This window comes from Bacillus sp. 9.4, from assembly GCF_055486415.1.
In genome coordinates, this window is record NZ_JBVFMU010000001.1 from 948,356 (window position 1) to 964,597 (window position 16,242).

At 45.0% G+C, this 16,242-nt stretch carries 18 protein-coding genes and 1 other annotated feature; of the genes, 3 read left to right on the forward strand and 15 right to left on the reverse strand.

The features are described from left to right. Positions 1-11: 11 nt before the first annotated feature. From egsA to ACZ07B_RS05675, 7 genes are all read right to left on the reverse strand, one after another. Complete coding sequence (gene egsA / locus ACZ07B_RS05645; protein WP_464876989.1) at positions 12-1,196, reverse strand: sn-glycerol-1-phosphate dehydrogenase; 1,185 nt, start codon at positions 1,194-1,196, stop codon at positions 12-14. Further along, entirely contained in the window at positions 1,193-2,011 is an 819-nt protein-coding gene (araL, locus tag ACZ07B_RS05650) for a sugar-phosphatase AraL (RefSeq protein ID WP_072175601.1), read from the reverse strand. The genes egsA and araL overlap by 4 nt, the downstream gene beginning before the upstream one ends. Continuing rightward, on the reverse strand, positions 1,989-2,678 hold the full coding sequence (araD, locus tag ACZ07B_RS05655; protein ID WP_003229501.1) for an L-ribulose-5-phosphate 4-epimerase: 690 nt from the start codon (positions 2,676-2,678) through the stop codon (positions 1,989-1,991). The genes araL and araD overlap by 23 nt, the downstream gene beginning before the upstream one ends. Positions 2,679-2,694: 16 nt before the next feature. Further along, complete coding sequence (araB, locus tag ACZ07B_RS05660) at positions 2,695-4,377, reverse strand: ribulokinase (RefSeq protein ID WP_464876990.1); 1,683 nt, start codon at positions 4,375-4,377, stop codon at positions 2,695-2,697. Between the two features lie 13 nt (positions 4,378-4,390). After that, positions 4,391-5,881 (reverse strand): L-arabinose isomerase, encoded by a 1,491-nt coding sequence (gene araA, locus ACZ07B_RS05665; RefSeq protein ID WP_339245289.1) that lies wholly within the window; start codon positions 5,879-5,881, stop codon positions 4,391-4,393. 177 nt (positions 5,882-6,058) lie between these two features. Then, the gene (gene abnA, locus ACZ07B_RS05670; RefSeq protein WP_268555689.1) at positions 6,059-7,030 is read right to left on the reverse strand and encodes an arabinan endo-1,5-alpha-L-arabinosidase AbnA; all 972 of its coding nucleotides are present in this window, start codon (positions 7,028-7,030) and stop codon (positions 6,059-6,061) included. Between the two features lie 197 nt (positions 7,031-7,227). Then, entirely contained in the window at positions 7,228-8,313 is a 1,086-nt protein-coding gene (locus ACZ07B_RS05675; RefSeq protein WP_048654952.1) for a M42 family metallopeptidase, read from the reverse strand. Between the two features lie 183 nt (positions 8,314-8,496). Between ACZ07B_RS05675 and ysdB the strand changes: the two genes are divergently transcribed. Continuing rightward, positions 8,497-8,889 carry a sigma W pathway protein YsdB gene (gene ysdB, locus ACZ07B_RS05680; RefSeq protein ID WP_029318219.1) on the forward strand — a complete coding sequence of 131 codons (393 nt, stop codon included), beginning with the start codon at positions 8,497-8,499 and terminating at the stop codon, positions 8,887-8,889. Positions 8,890-8,904: 15 nt separating this feature from the next. Here the strand turns inward: ysdB and ACZ07B_RS05685 are convergent, their stop codons facing one another. The 4 genes from ACZ07B_RS05685 to infC are packed head-to-tail and all read right to left on the reverse strand — an operon-like array spanning position 8,905 to position 10,356. After that, entirely contained in the window at positions 8,905-9,174 is a 270-nt protein-coding gene (locus ACZ07B_RS05685; RefSeq protein WP_003229490.1) for a DUF1294 domain-containing protein, read from the reverse strand. Positions 9,175-9,230: 56 nt separating this feature from the next. Then, the gene (gene rplT, locus ACZ07B_RS05690) at positions 9,231-9,590 is read right to left on the reverse strand and encodes a 50S ribosomal protein L20 (RefSeq protein ID WP_003222420.1); all 360 of its coding nucleotides are present in this window, start codon (positions 9,588-9,590) and stop codon (positions 9,231-9,233) included. Between the two features lie 31 nt (positions 9,591-9,621). Then, on the reverse strand, positions 9,622-9,822 hold the full coding sequence (gene rpmI, locus ACZ07B_RS05695) for a 50S ribosomal protein L35 (protein ID WP_003222418.1): 201 nt from the start codon (positions 9,820-9,822) through the stop codon (positions 9,622-9,624). A 12-nt stretch (positions 9,823-9,834) separates the two neighbouring features. Continuing rightward, positions 9,835-10,356 (reverse strand): translation initiation factor IF-3, encoded by a 522-nt coding sequence (infC, locus tag ACZ07B_RS05700; RefSeq protein ID WP_010886591.1) that lies wholly within the window; start codon positions 10,354-10,356, stop codon positions 9,835-9,837. A gap of 58 nt (positions 10,357-10,414) precedes the next feature. After that, positions 10,415-10,545: a sequence feature (ribosomal protein L20 leader region), on the reverse strand. 257 nt (positions 10,546-10,802) lie between these two features. Between infC and ACZ07B_RS05705 the strand changes: the two genes are divergently transcribed. Next, on the forward strand, positions 10,803-11,465 hold the full coding sequence (locus ACZ07B_RS05705; protein ID WP_464876991.1) for a hypothetical protein: 663 nt from the start codon (positions 10,803-10,805) through the stop codon (positions 11,463-11,465). Between the two features lie 30 nt (positions 11,466-11,495). Here the strand turns inward: ACZ07B_RS05705 and lrgB are convergent, their stop codons facing one another. The 4 genes from lrgB to lytS all read right to left on the reverse strand — a co-directional run bounded on the left by lrgB (position 11,496) and on the right by lytS (position 15,271). Further along, complete coding sequence (gene lrgB, locus ACZ07B_RS05710; RefSeq protein ID WP_003229482.1) at positions 11,496-12,191, reverse strand: antiholin-like protein LrgB; 696 nt, start codon at positions 12,189-12,191, stop codon at positions 11,496-11,498. Positions 12,192-12,212: 21 nt separating this feature from the next. After that, positions 12,213-12,653, reverse strand: a complete 441-nt coding sequence (gene lrgA, locus ACZ07B_RS05715; protein WP_014477620.1) for an antiholin-like murein hydrolase modulator LrgA — start codon at positions 12,651-12,653, stop codon at positions 12,213-12,215. A 133-nt stretch (positions 12,654-12,786) separates the two neighbouring features. After that, on the reverse strand, positions 12,787-13,512 hold the full coding sequence (gene lytT / locus ACZ07B_RS05720; RefSeq protein WP_015251493.1) for a two-component system response regulator LytT: 726 nt from the start codon (positions 13,510-13,512) through the stop codon (positions 12,787-12,789). Then, positions 13,490-15,271, reverse strand: a complete 1,782-nt coding sequence (lytS, locus tag ACZ07B_RS05725) for a two-component system sensor histidine kinase LytS (protein ID WP_464876992.1) — start codon at positions 15,269-15,271, stop codon at positions 13,490-13,492. Before lytS ends, lytT begins: the two co-directional genes overlap by 23 nt. Positions 15,272-15,437: 166 nt before the next feature. Here lytS and ACZ07B_RS05730 point away from each other — a divergent pair, with 166 nt between their 5' ends. Continuing rightward, positions 15,438-16,220, forward strand: coding sequence for an HAD family hydrolase (locus ACZ07B_RS05730; protein ID WP_015251491.1), 783 nt, complete (start codon positions 15,438-15,440; stop codon positions 16,218-16,220). Positions 16,221-16,242: the final 22 nt, after the last annotated feature.

Genomic DNA, 16,242 nt, shown 5'->3' on the forward strand with positions numbered 1-16,242 from the left:
CGAGGTGCGGGCTATTCATATAGACCATGGTTGATCAGCGTTTTGTTTTCATTAATGATTCTTAATCCGGTGCAGCGGTCTCTTAAGGTGTGCGCATGTCTGAAGGCATTCTTGACGGAATCCTGCCCGACACCGATTTCGTCAAAATACGCAGGGCCTCCGGCTGATCTCAGCCAATCAGCCAGCACTTCTCCTTCCGGGAGAGTTTGATAAGCCGATTGGATGGCTTGCCGCTGGCTCGGTGAAAATTCGTTCAGCCCGTCATCCTGAGCGAGCTTTCTGTATGTGTCAGTTAATAAAACAGCTGCACAGCCCACCTTTTCCCCATGAAGAATCTGTGGCCGTTTTTTCTCCATTAATTCCATCTCAATCCAATGTGAAATATGATGCTCTCCGCCTGATGCCGGGCGGGAATGATCTAATGCCAGCATGACAAGCCCCGATACAAGTAAAGACTCCATCAAAACCCGTATGCCTGTTTCCGTTTTCATCGCAATGTCTTCTGTGTGTTCAATGCAGGCAGCAAGCGCCTCCTGAACGATCTTAGCTCCTGCAGGCGAATAAGGCTCACCGGCAAGATGCCGGGATATTTCCCAATCTGCTAAAGACGTGATTTTACCGAGCATGTCACCAAAGCCAGCCGCCACCATTGACTGCGGTGCCGCTTTTAATAGATCCAGATCAGCGAACAGCGCAGATGGGGCCTTCGTTTGAATGGTTGTTTTCGTGCCGTATAAAATAATCGGCGCACCGGCTGATGTAAAACCGTCTACAGATGGAGCAGTCGGATAAGAAATAAACGGCAAATCTCTTTGAAACGCCGCAAAGCGGACGATATCATGAATCGTGCCCGAACCGACTGCGATCATGACATCCGTTGGTTGTTTCGTATGGATCAGCACATGAATGAGCGATCGTTCATCAGCTGTCACATCTCCGGCTTCATTTTCTGGAATGATCAGGCACTCGGCCTGAAATCCTTCTTGATTCAGCTGATTTTCCAGATCAATTCCTGCAATGCGGTGTGTATTCGCGTCGCAGACAAGGACAATATGTTTATTGTTTTTTTGTTTTACATAATTCAAAAGCGAATCAGCTGCTTGTTTACCGAGAACAATTTCTTCAACTTTTATAGGCAACGTCTTTTCTCCGGCGTGTTCAAAAGCACGCTGAACGTCAGCTGCGATACGATTCATATCAGAATCCCCTCCTCAGCCAATTTGGTTACATCTTTAATAGAATCCAGCACATAATCCGGCGTGTACAAACGTTGTTCACCCTGTTTCGCAGAACCAGTTAGCACTAAGGCGCTTTTCATGCCATAAAGCTTCCCCATCGCAATGTCAGATTCAATGCTGTCTCCTATAATCATGCATTCATGTGCGGACAGCCCCATTGCTGTACAGGCAGCCTCCGCCATCAGCCATGACGGTTTTCCGACAACAAGTTCAGTCTTCGCTTGTGCGGAAGCCTCTATCGCCCCAATCATTCCAGCCACATCAATGGCATTTCCGTCTTCGTTCGGAAAAGAGCGGTCTTTGTTTGTAGCAATGATACGAGCGCCGCTGGCAGCCGCTTGAAAGGCTTGATTTAAATCGTCGTACGTGAGCGTTTCATGAAGGGAGATCACGAGCCAATCCGCTTCCTTCGGTTCGCTCGCGTTCTGCACACCGGCCAGCCTCAGCTCGTCAACCAAGCCTTGCTCCCCAAGCACCCATACCTTTGAAAAACGATAATGTTTTTTCAGAAAAGCCGCTGTCACGCTTGATGACAGAACAATGTCGTTTACGTCCGTTTCAATCCCCGCGCCAAGTAGTTTTTTTCTGCACATGGCACGGGAGATATTCCCCCGGTTGCTTAAAAAGACGATTTTCTTTCCCATTCTCCTAAGCGTTTTGATCGCTTCTCTTGCTCCTTCGATCAACTCATTTCCTCTGAATACAGTACCGTCCAAGTCAATCAGAATGCCAGCCGGTGACACAGGCGTATCATGACTGGCCATAATACGCATTTGCTCCGTGTTTTCGATAAAAATGCTTTTCATGCAGAACTGTATTGATTGGAGTTACATCCTTGTTCAGCATAATGGAGTGATAGGCCATTTCGGCAACCGTTTCTAATACAACTGCGTTATGAATGGCATTTAAGGCGTCAGTGCCCCAGCAGAACGGTCCGTGATTATTCACGAGCACACCCGGCACCTGTTCGTAGTTATGATGCTGAAAGGTTTCCGCTATGACTTTTCCTGTATTCAGTTCGTAGTCATGAATGATTTCTTCATCGTACATTTCTCGCGTACATGGAATCGCACTGTCAAAATAATCAGCATGGGTCGTGCCTAACGGAGGGATGTCTCTGCCCGATTGCGCCCAGCTTGTCGCCCATTGAGAATGGGTATGGACAATTCCCCCGATATTCGGAAAGGCTTTATATAGATAAACATGGGTAGGTGTATCTGAAGAAGGTTTAAGCGAGCCTTCGACGACCTCTCCATCAAGGTTCAAAACAACCAAGTCATCGGCTGTCAGGTCGCTGTATTCGACTCCGCTAGGTTTGATGACAATTCTTTCTTTTTCACGGTCAATGCCGCTGACATTTCCCCACGTAAAGGTTACCAGCTGATGCTCTTGAAGCTTCAGGTTGGCAGCCAGCACTTCTTTTTTTAATGTTTCAAGCATGCTCCATCACCCTTTATCAATTCTTTTTGGCGGCAGATGAAAATTGAAGATTTTTGATCGTTTTCAGACGCTTCATGACATGGTTTTCTTTTCCGAAATAATGAACCAGCTCTTTATATTCAGCGTACAATTTTTCATAAACCGCGGCGTTTTCGGCATTTGGCGTATAAGTTATATCTTTCAGTTTTCCCATGTTCGCCGCTGCCTTTTTGATATCATCGTAGCCGCCTTTTTCTTTGCCTGCTGCAAGCGCGCCGAAAATGGCAGATCCTAAGGCTGGGGCTTGCGGTGAACCAGAGATTTTAATGTCCATGTTTGTCACATCCGCATAAATCTGCATGACAAACGGGTTTTTCTCAGCTATTCCGCCGGCTGCGAACAGTTCCTCAATCGGAACACCGCTTTCTTTGAATGTTTCGATAATCATCCGGGTTCCGTAAGCTGTCGCTTCAACTAACGCTCTATAAATCTCTTCAGGCTTCGTCAGCAGTGTCATGCCAAGCAGCATCCCTGTTAAATCTGCATCAACAAGAGTTGAACGGTTTCCATTCCACCAATCTAAAGCAAGCAAGCCGCTTTCACCTGGCGCTTGATGGTTTGCTTTCTCACTCAGCAGCTCATGAACGCCAATGTTTTTTTCCTTTGCTTCCTTTTGATAAGCTGGCGGGACACATGTTTTCACAAACCAGTCAAAATGATCGCCGACACAGGACTGCCCGGCTTCATATCCCGCATAGCCCGGGAGAATTCCGTTGTCCACAACGCCGCACATTCCTGGAACGATATGCACCTCTTCACCAAGTAGAACATGGCACGTCGAGGTTCCCATAATCATCAGCATTTTCCCTGGCTCTGTAATGCCGACCGCCGGTACGGAAACATGAGCGTCCACATTGGCAACCGCAACAGCCGTTCCCGGGAGAAGCCCTGTCAGTTTTGCCATTTTTTCAGTCAGACTGCCGGCTTTTTCTCCTACTGAATGAATAGAACCTGACAATTTGTCCTTTGTAATCGTTTTCATTGAAGGATTTAATTTCTCAAAGAAATTATCTGACGGATACCCCGCTTTTTCACTCCACATCGCTTTATACCCTGCAGTACAGTTGCTTCGCTTGAGCGAGCCGCACAGCTGGTACACGATCCAGTCCGCAGCCTCGATGATCCGGTCAGCCGCTTCATAAATGTGAGGCGCTTCCTCGGCAATTTGCATGACCTTTGGAATCATCCATTCTGATGAAATTTTTCCCCCGTACCGCTGTAAAAAAGCCTCTCCTTCTTCTTCCGCGATTTGATTGAGCCGATCAGCATGTTTTTGGGCCGCATGATGCTTCCAGAGCTTCACATAGCTGTGCGGCTCCTCTTCATATTCAGGCAGCATGCATAACGGCTGCCCACTGCTGTCAATAGGAAGGATCGTACATGCCGTGAAATCAATTCCAATCCCAATAATGTCTTTCGGATCAACGCCCGTCTGTTCGAGTAAAGACGGAATGGTTGTTTCCAAGACTTCGAGGTAATCAGCAGGGTGCTGCAGCGCCCAGTCACGAGGCAGCTTTTGACCCGTTTTTGGAAGGACGGTATCAATGACAGCATGCCTGTATTCTTTTACAGCAGCCGCAAGTTCCTCCCCTGTTTGGACATGAACGAGCACCGCTCTTCCTGATAAAGTTCCAAAATCAACCCCTATTGTGTAAGCCATGTGACATCCCCCTCTACTTTTGAAGCCGGTAAAGCGCCTCGTTCCATTTTAACTCGTGTTTCAGTTTATGAATTGTCGTATCACGGGAAATGAGAACACTTTCGATCCCCGCCATTTCCGCCCAATCAAGCATTTGCTCCGCTGTCAGTTCATAAGACAGGCAGGTATGGTGTGCACCGCCGGCTAAAATCCATGCCTCCGCTGCTGTTTTCAATGACGGCTCCGGCTTCCAGAGAACACGGGCAACCGGTAAATTCGGCATGTCTTTTTCAATTTCCTGGCCGTTGACTTCATTCAGCACAAGGCGGAAACGCCCGCCAATATCAACAATGCTAGCTTGAATGGCAGAACCGCTGATGCCGTTAAATACAAAACGCGCAGGGTCCTCTTTGCCGCCAATCGAAAGCGGATGAACCTCGATTTTCGGCTGATCCAAAGCGACAGTCGGACACACTTCAAGCATGTGAGAGCCCAGAATCATTTCATTTCCCGGTTCAAAATGGTACGTGTAATCTTCCATGAAGGAAGTTCTTTTTCCTTTAGCCATGATTTTCATCATCCGTACAAGGGCCGCTGTCTTCCAATCTCCTTCACCGGCAAACCCGTAGCCTTTCTCCATCAGTCGCTGAACGGCAAGTCCCGGCAGCTGTTTCATTCCGTGCAGCACTTCAAACGATGTCGTAAACGCTGTGTATCCGCCTTGCTCAAGAAAAGCGGTTAAGCCAAGTTCAATTTTCGCCTGTTCTTTAATGGACGCTACCTTTGCTTCGTCACGTTTTGTTTCCTCACTGATCACATATAGTCTGTCATACTCGGCATAAAGCGTGTCAACCTCGTCGTCCGTAATGCGATCCATCACTTCAACGAGATCCCCGATGCCATATCCGTCAACCTGCCAGCCAAATTGAATATGCGCTCCCACCTTGTCTCCGTCCGTTACCGCGACATGACGCATGTTATCTCCAAATCTGGCAACCTTAATATGTCTGCTTTCATTTAATGCAGCCGCCGTATCCATCCACTGGGATATTTCTTTTTTCACTTCTTCATCATCCCAATAGCCGGCAATGACTTTTCGGCTAAGCCCCATTCTCGAGTTGATGTAACCGTACTCTCGATCGCCATGCGCGGATTGGTTGCTGTTCATAAAATCCATGTCAATCGTACCCCACGGGATATCGCGATTATATTGGGTATGCAAATGCATAAGCGGTTTTTGATAAGAGGAAAGGCCTTCTATCCACATTTTTGCAGGGGAAAATGTGTGCATCCATGTAATGATGCCAGCACATGTCTCACTGTACTCCGCTTCTCTTAACAGCTCTCTGATGGTTTCCGGTGAAGTGACGACGGGCTTATGAGTGATTTTATATCTGGAAGAAATCCCGCTGAGCCCCTCACAAATGCTTTTAGCATGCTGATCTACGAGTTCCAGCGTCTCTTCCCCGTATAGGTGCTGGCTTCCTGTCACAAACCAGAATTCATAATCCTTTGTCTGAAGCATGTAAACTGCCCCTTTCTCATAAAATAAAACGCTTTCAAATACAAAAGATACGTACTAATGATAGAAAATAAACCTATAAATAAATATTTGTACGAACAATTTTATTATAGTAATTGACTATTATACTGTCAATCTTTTCTTTTAAAAAAAGCCGGGGGCAGAGCCCGGCTTTTTGATTCAATAGGACGGCCAGCCCGAGCTCCAATTCAAATCATTGATAAGAAGCTTCGGAATGCCATTGTCATTGGCATCATAGGCATGGCGAACAAGAATGTTTCCGTTCACAATATCCTGGCCTCCAGGCCCTTTCCATTGGTCATTGCCCGAATCCAAAATAGTACCTCCGCCTTCAAGCATGCTTTTTCCGCTTTTATCAAGATAAGGGCCTGTAATGTTTTTGGATCTTCCGTAAGCAATTTTGTACGTACTGTTTACCCCGTCACAGCATTTATCAAAGGAAACCATTAAATAATAGTAACCATTTTGATACGTCAGAGTAGGGGCCTCCAGCGCACCGCCATTATTCGGTCTGGCTGCAATCGAATAGAGCGAACCTGTAGGCTTCATCGTACTCTTATCGAGCTTGGTCAGCTTAATGCCGGTCCAAAACGAGCCGAACGCGAGCCACGGGTTGCCATCCTTGTCGAATGTCAGCTCCGGATCAATGGCGTTATAATTATTTGAGCTTGTCGAACGAATCACCAAGCCCTCGTCCTTCCAGCTCCCCGAACTGATGCTTGTTGAAGATGCCAGGCCAATGGCAGATGTATTGCTTCCAAAAGAAGAAACGGAATAATACAGCCAGTACTTGCCGTTATAGTATTGGATGTCCGGCGCCCACTGGTTTTGACCATAATTCGGCACATAATTGGACCACCACGATAGCGGTGTACTGAAAATAGATCTTTGTACGGTCCAATTTTTAGCGTCTGAAGACTTCAACACCCGCAGTCCCCGTTCTTCATTAAGCCCTGTTCCGAGCGCATACCATGAGCTCCCCTCTTTAATCATAGTCGGGTCATGAAGCAGCTCATTGGATGCACCCCAAAATGCTGCCTCTGCAGGAGCAGCGGAAGTGAATATCAAACCTGCAGCCAGAGCGGCACTCGAAAAATGTAAGAAGCGTTTCCATGTTTTTTTCTTTTTCAATTTTGTTCAACCTCCTTTATATTAGAAAGCGCTTACAAATTAGATTGTTTATCCTCCCTTCCTGTCAAATCGAGCTGCGTATCGTATATCGTCATGTTCAGGAAATTTTCGGTATCCCCTTTATTGTAGTCACTATGCTATAATTTGTACAGACAAAAAAATAGAATCCGCCTCAATAGGCGGATTCTTCCGTATCTTTATTGGTACGTAATTTCGTCAACCGTTTTTCGGTCTAACTTCTTAATGACTTCTGTAATTAACTTTACCGCGTTTTCATAATCATCACGATGCAGCATGGCCGCGTGCGTATGAATGTAGCGGGTTGCAATGGTAATGGACAGCGCAGGAACGCCATTTGCCGTCAAATGGATGGCACCCGAATCAGTTCCGCCGCCGGCAATGGCATCAAATTGGTACGGAATGCCGGCTTCCTCCGCAGTGGCTACAACTGCATCGCGCAAACCTTTGTGAGAGACCATGGATGCATCGTAAACGATAATCTGCGGGCCTTTGCCCATTTTGCTCTGCGCTTCCTTCTCGGAAATGCCAGGCGTGTCTCCTGCTATCCCTACATCAACACCAAACGCAATATCAGGCTGAATGGTGTGTGCAGCCGTTTTCGCTCCCCTCAGGCCGACTTCCTCCTGCACGGTTCCGACGCCATACACTATATTTGGATGATCTGTGTTTTGTAAGTTTCTTAACACATCAATTGCAATCGCACAGCCAATACGGTTGTCCCACGCCTTTGCGAGTAGGAATTTTTCATTGTTCATGACCGTAAATTCAAAATGCGGAACGATCATATCTCCCGGGAGTACACCCCACTCCAAGGCTTCTTCCCGGCTTGAAGCTCCAATATCAATAAACATGTCTTTTATTTCCACTGATTTTTTTCTTGCTTCAGGAGATAAAATATGCGGCGGCTTAGAGCCGATAACCCCTGTGATTTCTCCTTTTTTTGTGACAACGGTGACGCGCTGGGCAAGCATAACCTGAGCCCACCAGCCGCCAACGGTTTGAAAACGGATAAAGCCTTTATCTGTGATTTGTGTCACCATAAAGCCAACTTCATCCAAATGTCCGGCGATCATAATTTTCGGGCCGTTTTCTGCACCAGTTTTTTTGGCAATTAAACTGCCCAGGCGATCTGTTGTCACCTCATCAGCAAATGGTTCTATGTATGATTTCATCACTTGCCTTACTTCTCTTTCATTGCCCGGTATGCCTTTTGCATCTGTTAAATCTTTCAGCATGGTCAATGTTTCATCTAATTTTGCCATGTTCCAAACCCTCCTTCATCAGTCCTGCATTCTTATTATACAAAACATGGCGCTAACCATACGACTATTTCACTTGAAAATCGGGTATATGTTTTTACAGCTTTCTTTTAGAAAAAGTGAAACCTTTTTCTATGCTTTTCGTATTACATCAGATCATCACAATAAGGGAGGTGCCTTCACACAATGTTTGTCATGGTTCTAAGGATTATTTTGCTTGCACTTTTTGCTTATTGTATTTATGCCGTGGTCAAATATGTCGCGAATCCTAAGAGAAGGCTTAAGCTGGCCCAATCAAAAGAACATTTTTATATTATTGATGAACAAAACAATACCCGGAAGAATTTTCAGCTGACGTATAAAGGCGTGCTTTTTGAGGGAGAAAAGCATATTCCTTCCAAGGATCATCCGCTGTTTATTCACACGATCTTTGTCTGGACAGAATCTCCTGAGAAGCTGAAGCATTTCTCTGCAAAAGATTTTGAGAGCATTGAAGAAAAAGTGCTGGAACGATATCCAAATTGTAAGATTGACTGGGACCAGCCCATTAAACTCGCAAAAAAAGCAGAAGAGCGTTAAACGCTTTTCTGCTTTTTATAAATCAAACGGGCTGTAGTAAATAGCGATGAGAATCGCTTCAATTACCAGAAGAAGCGGTACTCCGTACTTAAAAGAAGCGTGTTTCGTTTTATGTCTGAAGGTTTGCATGCCAAGCCAGACACCGAGCGCTCCAAACACGATGGCTATCAGCCACAGCCGGTCTTCAGAAATTCTCCACTTGTGCTGCTGCGCTTTGCGTTTGTCAATGCCCATCACCCAAAAACCGCACAGATTAATCAACACCAAATAAGCAGCAATAATCATGTTGCCTCATCCTTTATATAGAAAAAGCCGCTCTGCTGGAGAGCGGCTCTATATGATTACTTGTTTAATTGAGCTTTAGCAGCATCAGCAAGCTGATTGAATGCAGTAAGATCGTTTACAGCAAGATCAGCAAGCATTTTACGGTTTACTTCGATACCAGAAAGCTTAAGACCGTGCATTAAACGGCTGTAAGAAAGGCCGTTCATGCGAGCAGCTGCGTTGATACGAGTGATCCAAAGTTTACGGAAATCACGTTTTTTCTGACGACGGTCACGGAAAGCATAGTTTCCAGATTTCATGACCTGCTGGTTAGCTACTTTGTATAATGTATGTTTTGAACCGAAATAACCTTTTGCTAATTTAAGAACCTTTTTACGACGCTTACGTGTAACAGTTCCGCCTTTTACTCTTGGCATTGAATTTCCCTCCTAATTGTTCCTTATCCGATTACTTGATGTTAGCAAGCATTTGTTTGATACGTTTGAAGTCTCCTGCGCTTACAACAGCACTCTTGCGAAGCTTACGCTTTTGCTTTTGAGATTTGTTGGCGAATAAGTGACTTGTGTACGCGTGAGAACGTTTTAACTTCCCAGAACCTGTCTTTTTAAAACGTTTAGCAGATCCGCGGTGAGTTTTCATTTTTGGCATGGGATTTCCTCCTTATTGCTTTTCGTTTTTCGGTGCGAGCATTAAGAACATGCTGCGGCCGTCCATTTTTGGTTTTGTTTCGACTGTCGCAACCTCAGCACATGCTTCGGAGAAACGGTCTAATACACGCTGACCGATTTCTTTATGAGTGATTGCGCGTCCTTTAAAGCGGATAGAAGCTTTCACTTTATCGCCTTTTTCAAGGAATTTAATCGCATTGCGCAATTTCGTGTTAAAGTCATGCTCATCGATTGTCGGACTTAACCGAACTTCTTTTAAGTTAATGATTTTTTGATTCTTGCGTGCTTCTTTTTCCTTTTTCTGCTGCTCAAATCGGAACTTACCGTAGTCCATGATTCGGCAGACAGGCGGTTTTGCATTCGCTGCAACTAACACAAGGTCAAGATTTGCGCGGCCGGCGATTTCAAGTGCTTCCTGACGGGACTTGATTCCAAGCTGGTCGCCATTTTGTCCGATTAAACGGACCTCACGTGCACGGATACCCTCATTAACCAATTGATCTTTGCTAATAATGAGCCACCTCCATAGTTTCTTCGAATTGATTCACAACTCATTTTGAATGCATTTTGCAGGCAAACAAAAAGTGTGGGCATTATAAAACACCCACACTACGAACATCTGTATCAATAAAAATGTACGGTCAACCTGCCAACTACATGCATGTGTCAATCAGGTGAGAAGCGGGTGCTTCTGCTTGTGATTTATATTCAATTCAATAACTATTCTACACAATACCGGATCTTTAGTCAAGGACGACTTATCCGGAACAACTTTTACATTGTAACATGGGTTTTCTATGAGCGCAAGAGAGAAAAAGAAAATCTTTCATCCCCACCCAGAATACAAAGAACCAACAATTCCCCCCTTATTTCGCAATTTACAACAAAACCACCGACAGGAAGAAATGTAAAACAAAGTTAATCTCTGACCGATATAAGAAGCAGAAGGGAGCCTGACACATGAACAAACTGATACAGCTTGCTTTATTTTTCACATTGATATTAACCGGTTGCTCGAATAGCAGCACATCTTCCGAATCAAAAGTCGAAACTGTTAAGACAACTGCAGCATTTCCTCAAAAGGGGCTGGAGAAAGAGCTAAAAAAACTAAAACCCGTTTCATTGGACATGAAGTTCGAGAGTCCACTTGCTACTGAGTTAGGAAAGCGGAAGGCAAAAGAAGAAGCTGAAAAGCAAAGACAAATCGCCGCAGAGAAAAAGCTTGAAAAAGAGCGGGAGGCGAAACGAAAGAAACAGCAGGAGGAAAAAGCAGAGAGACAGCGATTAGCAGAGCAGCAGGCGGCAGAGAATCAGCGATTAGCGGAAGCAAAAAGACAAGCTGAACTTGAAAGACAGCGGCAGGCAGCAATCCAAAAAGAGCAGAAAGCGAACGCTGAGAAAAAGCGGCAATCACAGGCACAACGGCAGCAGACCGAGGCACCCTCATCTAATAGTAAAAATCCACCATCTCCCTCGAGTCAGACAGATAAAACCATTCAACAGCCAGCTTCAGAGCTTCCTGAAGACGATGGTTATGGTTATGAAGAACGAAAAAAGTGGCATGACGATCAAGTAGAATGGGGCATTAAACAAGGGTATATCGATCCCGAAGACGCACCATAAAATAAAAAAAGCCAAGGCATCAACCTTGGCTTATCCTCCGATCAGCTGCACGAACACAGGGATGACCAGAACCGTTACCACTCCTACTACGACAACAGCAATACTTGCCATCGCAGCTTCAACTTCTCCCATCTCAATCCCGACCGCTACACCAAGTGCATGTCCGGATGTTCCAAGAGCCAATCCTTTAGAAATCGGATTTTTCACTTTAAACACCTTCAAGAACAATGCTCCGAGCGCATATACGATGACAGCGTTAAAGATGACCGCAAAGGCTGTGATGTCGCTGATGCCCCCGATGCCTTTTGATAAAGGAAGCGCAATTGCCGTTGTAGCTGCCTGCGGAAGCATGCTTTTCATTACGGCCGAATCGAGATGAATGCCTTTAGCGAGCAAATAAACAATCGTGACAGAGCAGATAGAGCCGGCAATAATGGAGGCCATGATTTGCCACCAGTACTTTTTAAGCTTATCTCTTTGTTTGTACAAAGGAATTGCAAATGCGATCGTTGCCGGTTCAAGGAAAAACTTAATGATCTCTCCCCCGTTATTATAATCCGCGTAGGAAAAACCGCCGATTTTTAAAAATGCGATCCCCAGCACCATGGCAACAAACAAAGGAGTGAAAAGGAAGAAGCCTTTCGTTTTCTTAAATAAAAAGGTGCCGATGCCGAATGCAGCAAGTGATACGACAATCCCAAAATAAGGACTCATTGTGCTTTCCATGTGAAGAACCTCCTGTTTCCCTTAATGGTGAACGAGTTCGTTATTGTTCTGCGGGCTTTGCACTGTTTTTGTTTTCATGTCCGCTGCGGTTTTGCGTTTTCCGCTCAGCGAAAGAATCAGCTGAGAAAACAATCCCGTAGCCCCCAGCAAAATAATCGTTGCGAGCAGAATGACAAGAACAATTTGCAGGCCGTATTGCTGCATCACACCAAGCGAATTCATAACAGATATACCTGACGGAACAAATAAAAATCCGATCAGAGAGGTTAAAGACGTTCCGAGCGTCTCCACTTGTTCCAGTTTAATGACTTTCAAACATAATAGGAGAAATAATAAGACCAATCCTACAACCGATGCCGGGATAGGTATTGGGACAATAGCGGCAATCATATTCGAAACCAGCATAATGACGGCAAAAATAAATGCTTGTGTTAAAAACCCGTACACTTTTTTAGCACTCATTTTCTTCACCTCTTTCTCTTTGGTACCCTCATTATAAATAAGAATCCCCTGTTATAAAGCGCTTACAAGATAACATGCCGAATAGCGGGTCTGAGTTGCAGAATCAAATGGCTGAAATGCAAAAAGCCGCCCATCAAATATGGAGCAGCTTTTTCAATTCCTTCGCATATGTCCGGCTGACCGGTATTTTCGATCCGTCTTTCATGATCAGATTATACGTTGAATTAAACCATGGCTGAATTTCTTTAATATATTCGGTATTCACGACAAAGCTCCGATGGACGCGGATAAAATCAGAATCCGGCAGCTTTTTCTCAATCACAACGAGTGTATCGCTGACCGTATAAGAATGATCGAAGGTTTTTACATTGACATGACCATCTTCTGTTCCGGCATAGATAATGTCCTTCGTATCCACAATCACAATCGATTCCCCCACAGATAGCGCGAGCTTGTGCTGGCCGGCATGGCTGTTTTGCTCTGTTTCTACAATATCCCGATTGACTTTTTTATATTTTTTCAGCGTTTGCTGAATTCTTTCTTCATCGAAAGGCTTGGTTAAATAATCAAGAGCGTCCACCTCAAACGCTTTGAGCGCATACTGGTCATACGCTGTCGCAAACACAACAGCAGGAGGATGCTTCATTTTCTTCAATCGCTTTGCGATATCAAAACCGTTTTCTCCGGATAAATCAACGTCTAAAAACAGCAAATCAGGTTTTTGATCCATCATTTGGTCAAAAGCGGATTCGATATTTTCCGCTTCATTGATTTCCATTTCCTCATTGGTCCGCTTAAGCAAGTAAGCCAGTTCATCCCTTGCCAGCATCTCATCATCAACTATTAACACCCTGAGCATGTTCTTCTCCCTCTTTCATCTGTTGCATTGGCACTTGAAAGGAAACCTCTGTCCCTTTATGAACCTCACTGCTGATATGCAGTGCAGCCTGCTGTCCGAATAAACCGATCAGCCGCTGATTTAGGTTATAAAGCGCTGTACCGGTTCCCTCCTTAGACGGAAACGGTTTCTTTCCCAGTTCCGGCAAGACGTCCGGCGGAATTCCGCGTCCGTTATCCGCCACCTTCATATAGACGGATGCATCATCAGATAAGACACAGACTGTAACCTTGCATATGTCTTGTTTTTTCGGAAACGCGTGCCGAAGCGCGTTCTCGACAAGCACCTGCAAAACAAACGGAGGGATTTCAATCTGCTCCAGTCTGCTGTCGATATTAAGCTCAATTTTATATTTCCCGGGAAAACGCGCCTGTTCTAATGACAAATAGGCGTTAAGATGGTTCAGCTCCTTTGAGAGCGGAATCAGCAGCTGTCTCGCTCCTTGAAGGTTTGAACGAAAATAAACACTGAGCTGCAATAGGAGCTTACGGGTTTTTTCAACATCTGTACGGCATAGCGCAGAAATCGTGTTGATCGCATTAAATAAAAAATGCGGATTCACCTGTGCTTGAAGCGCTTTAATTTCAGCATCCTTGAGAAGTTTGCTTTGCAGCTCTGCTTCCCCAAGCTCAAGCTGTGTCGAAAACAGCATGGCCAGCCCCTCGGCAAGTTCCTCCTCTACCTGACTCAGGCCTGCCGGGCTTTTAAAGTACATTTTTAAGGTGCCGATTGTATTGCCGTTCGATGTCAGCGGCAGGACAATTGCAGCGTGCAAAGGGCATTCAGCATGCGTGCATTCAATCTCTTCCTGCGAAATCGCCTTCATAATATGCCCTGTTTTAATCACCTTTTTGGACAGGCCGGTGATCAAGCTTTTCGATGGGATGTGGTGATCCATTCCCGCACCGACATGCGCAAGGATCTTTTCTTTGTCAGTGAGAGACACCGCATCTGTTCCTGTCAGCTTATGGATAATAGCCGCTACACTTTTACAGGAGTTTTCATTTAATCCTTGGCGAAAAAATGGAAGTGTCTGATCAGCAATCGTCAGCACTCGATGCGTTTCGAGAGCCCTTGCCTGTTCTTCCTTGCGAATGATCGCTTGAATAATAGACAGAAAAATAAAACTGCCTGTTCCATTGATGAGTATCATCGGAATTCCGATCATGCTGACAAGCTCCCAAGCGTCACTGAACGGCTTTGCCATCAGCAAAATAATGATCATTTGCAGTGACTCCATGCCGATTCCCACAAGAGTGGCGATGCGCGGTGTCGGCATTCGATATCGCTTCGTAAAATACCTGCCGATCAAGCCTGCAAGAACACCCGCTAAAATAGATGAGACGGCACAGCTTAAGGCCGTGCTGCCACCGAGTGAAAAACGATGCAGGCCCGCAAGTATGCCGATCCCAGCCCCTACAAAAGGACCTCCGAGAAGGCCCCCGATTTCCACGCCCAAAATACGGGTATTCGCGATAGAGCCCGATGGATCTATCGTAAACACCCAGTCATTGTTTACAATCATATTTCTTTGAATTTCGATGCCTGTATAATTGCTGATGATGCTGAAAAGAGAAAAAATAGAAATTAAAATCGCTTTTCCTTTATAGCCGTCCTGATTCTGAAGAGCTTGTCTGAAAAGTTTCGTATGGGCGAGAATGAACCCTAATATAACAATAATCCCCACTCTCTCCAGCATCATAATCATTAAATGAATCATTCATGTCACCTGTTCTTTCCGTTTTCATTCTAGCATGTTTTCGTTTTACGGCTGACTGTTTTTTTAAAATCGTCTGAAAACATATTTCACAAGGCTTTTATCTATTGTAAAATAAAACATGAGCCTTTTGGCAGAAAGATTTGAATCTGAAGCAGAGGAGAAGATCATGAAAGCCGTATTTTTTGATTTAGATGATACACTACTTTGGGACGAGAAAAGCGTCAGAACAACATTTGCAGAAACTTGCTTACAGGCGGAGAAAAAATATGGCCTTGCCCCTGAGGAATTCGAAGCAGCTGTTCGCGAAGCAGCGAGAGAATTGTACATGTCATATGAGACGTATCCATATACAGTGATGATCGGCATTAACCCGTTTGAAGGACTGTGGTCCAATTTCTCAGAGCCAATCAGTGAAGGCTTTCAAAAGCTGAACAAGATTGTGCCGGAGTACAGAAGAAATGCATGGACAAACGGACTGAAAGCGCTTGGGATCGATGATCCTGCATATGGCGAATACTTGGGAGAGTTTTTTGCGGCAGAGCGCAGAAAGCGCCCGTTTGTATATGATGAAACTTTTGCTGTACTCGATCAATTAAAAGGCAAGTATGAATTATTGCTTTTGACAAATGGCGATCCTAGTCTGCAAAAGGAGAAGCTTGCCGGCGTACCTGAGCTCGCTCCTTACTTCAATGAAATCGTCATCTCGGGCGCATTCGGCAAGGGCAAGCCGGATGTTTCAATTTTTGAACACTGCCTTAAGCTGATGAATATTGAAAAAGACGATGCCATCATGGTCGGCGATAATTTGAATACTGATATTTTAGGCGCTTCAAGAGCCGGAATCAAAACCGTTTGGATCAACAGGACGGATAAGAAAAACGAAACTGACGTAACGCCTGATTACATCATTAGCAGCCTTCATGATTTGTTTCCTATATTAGAGAAATAAAAAAGCATGATCTCTTCAATGA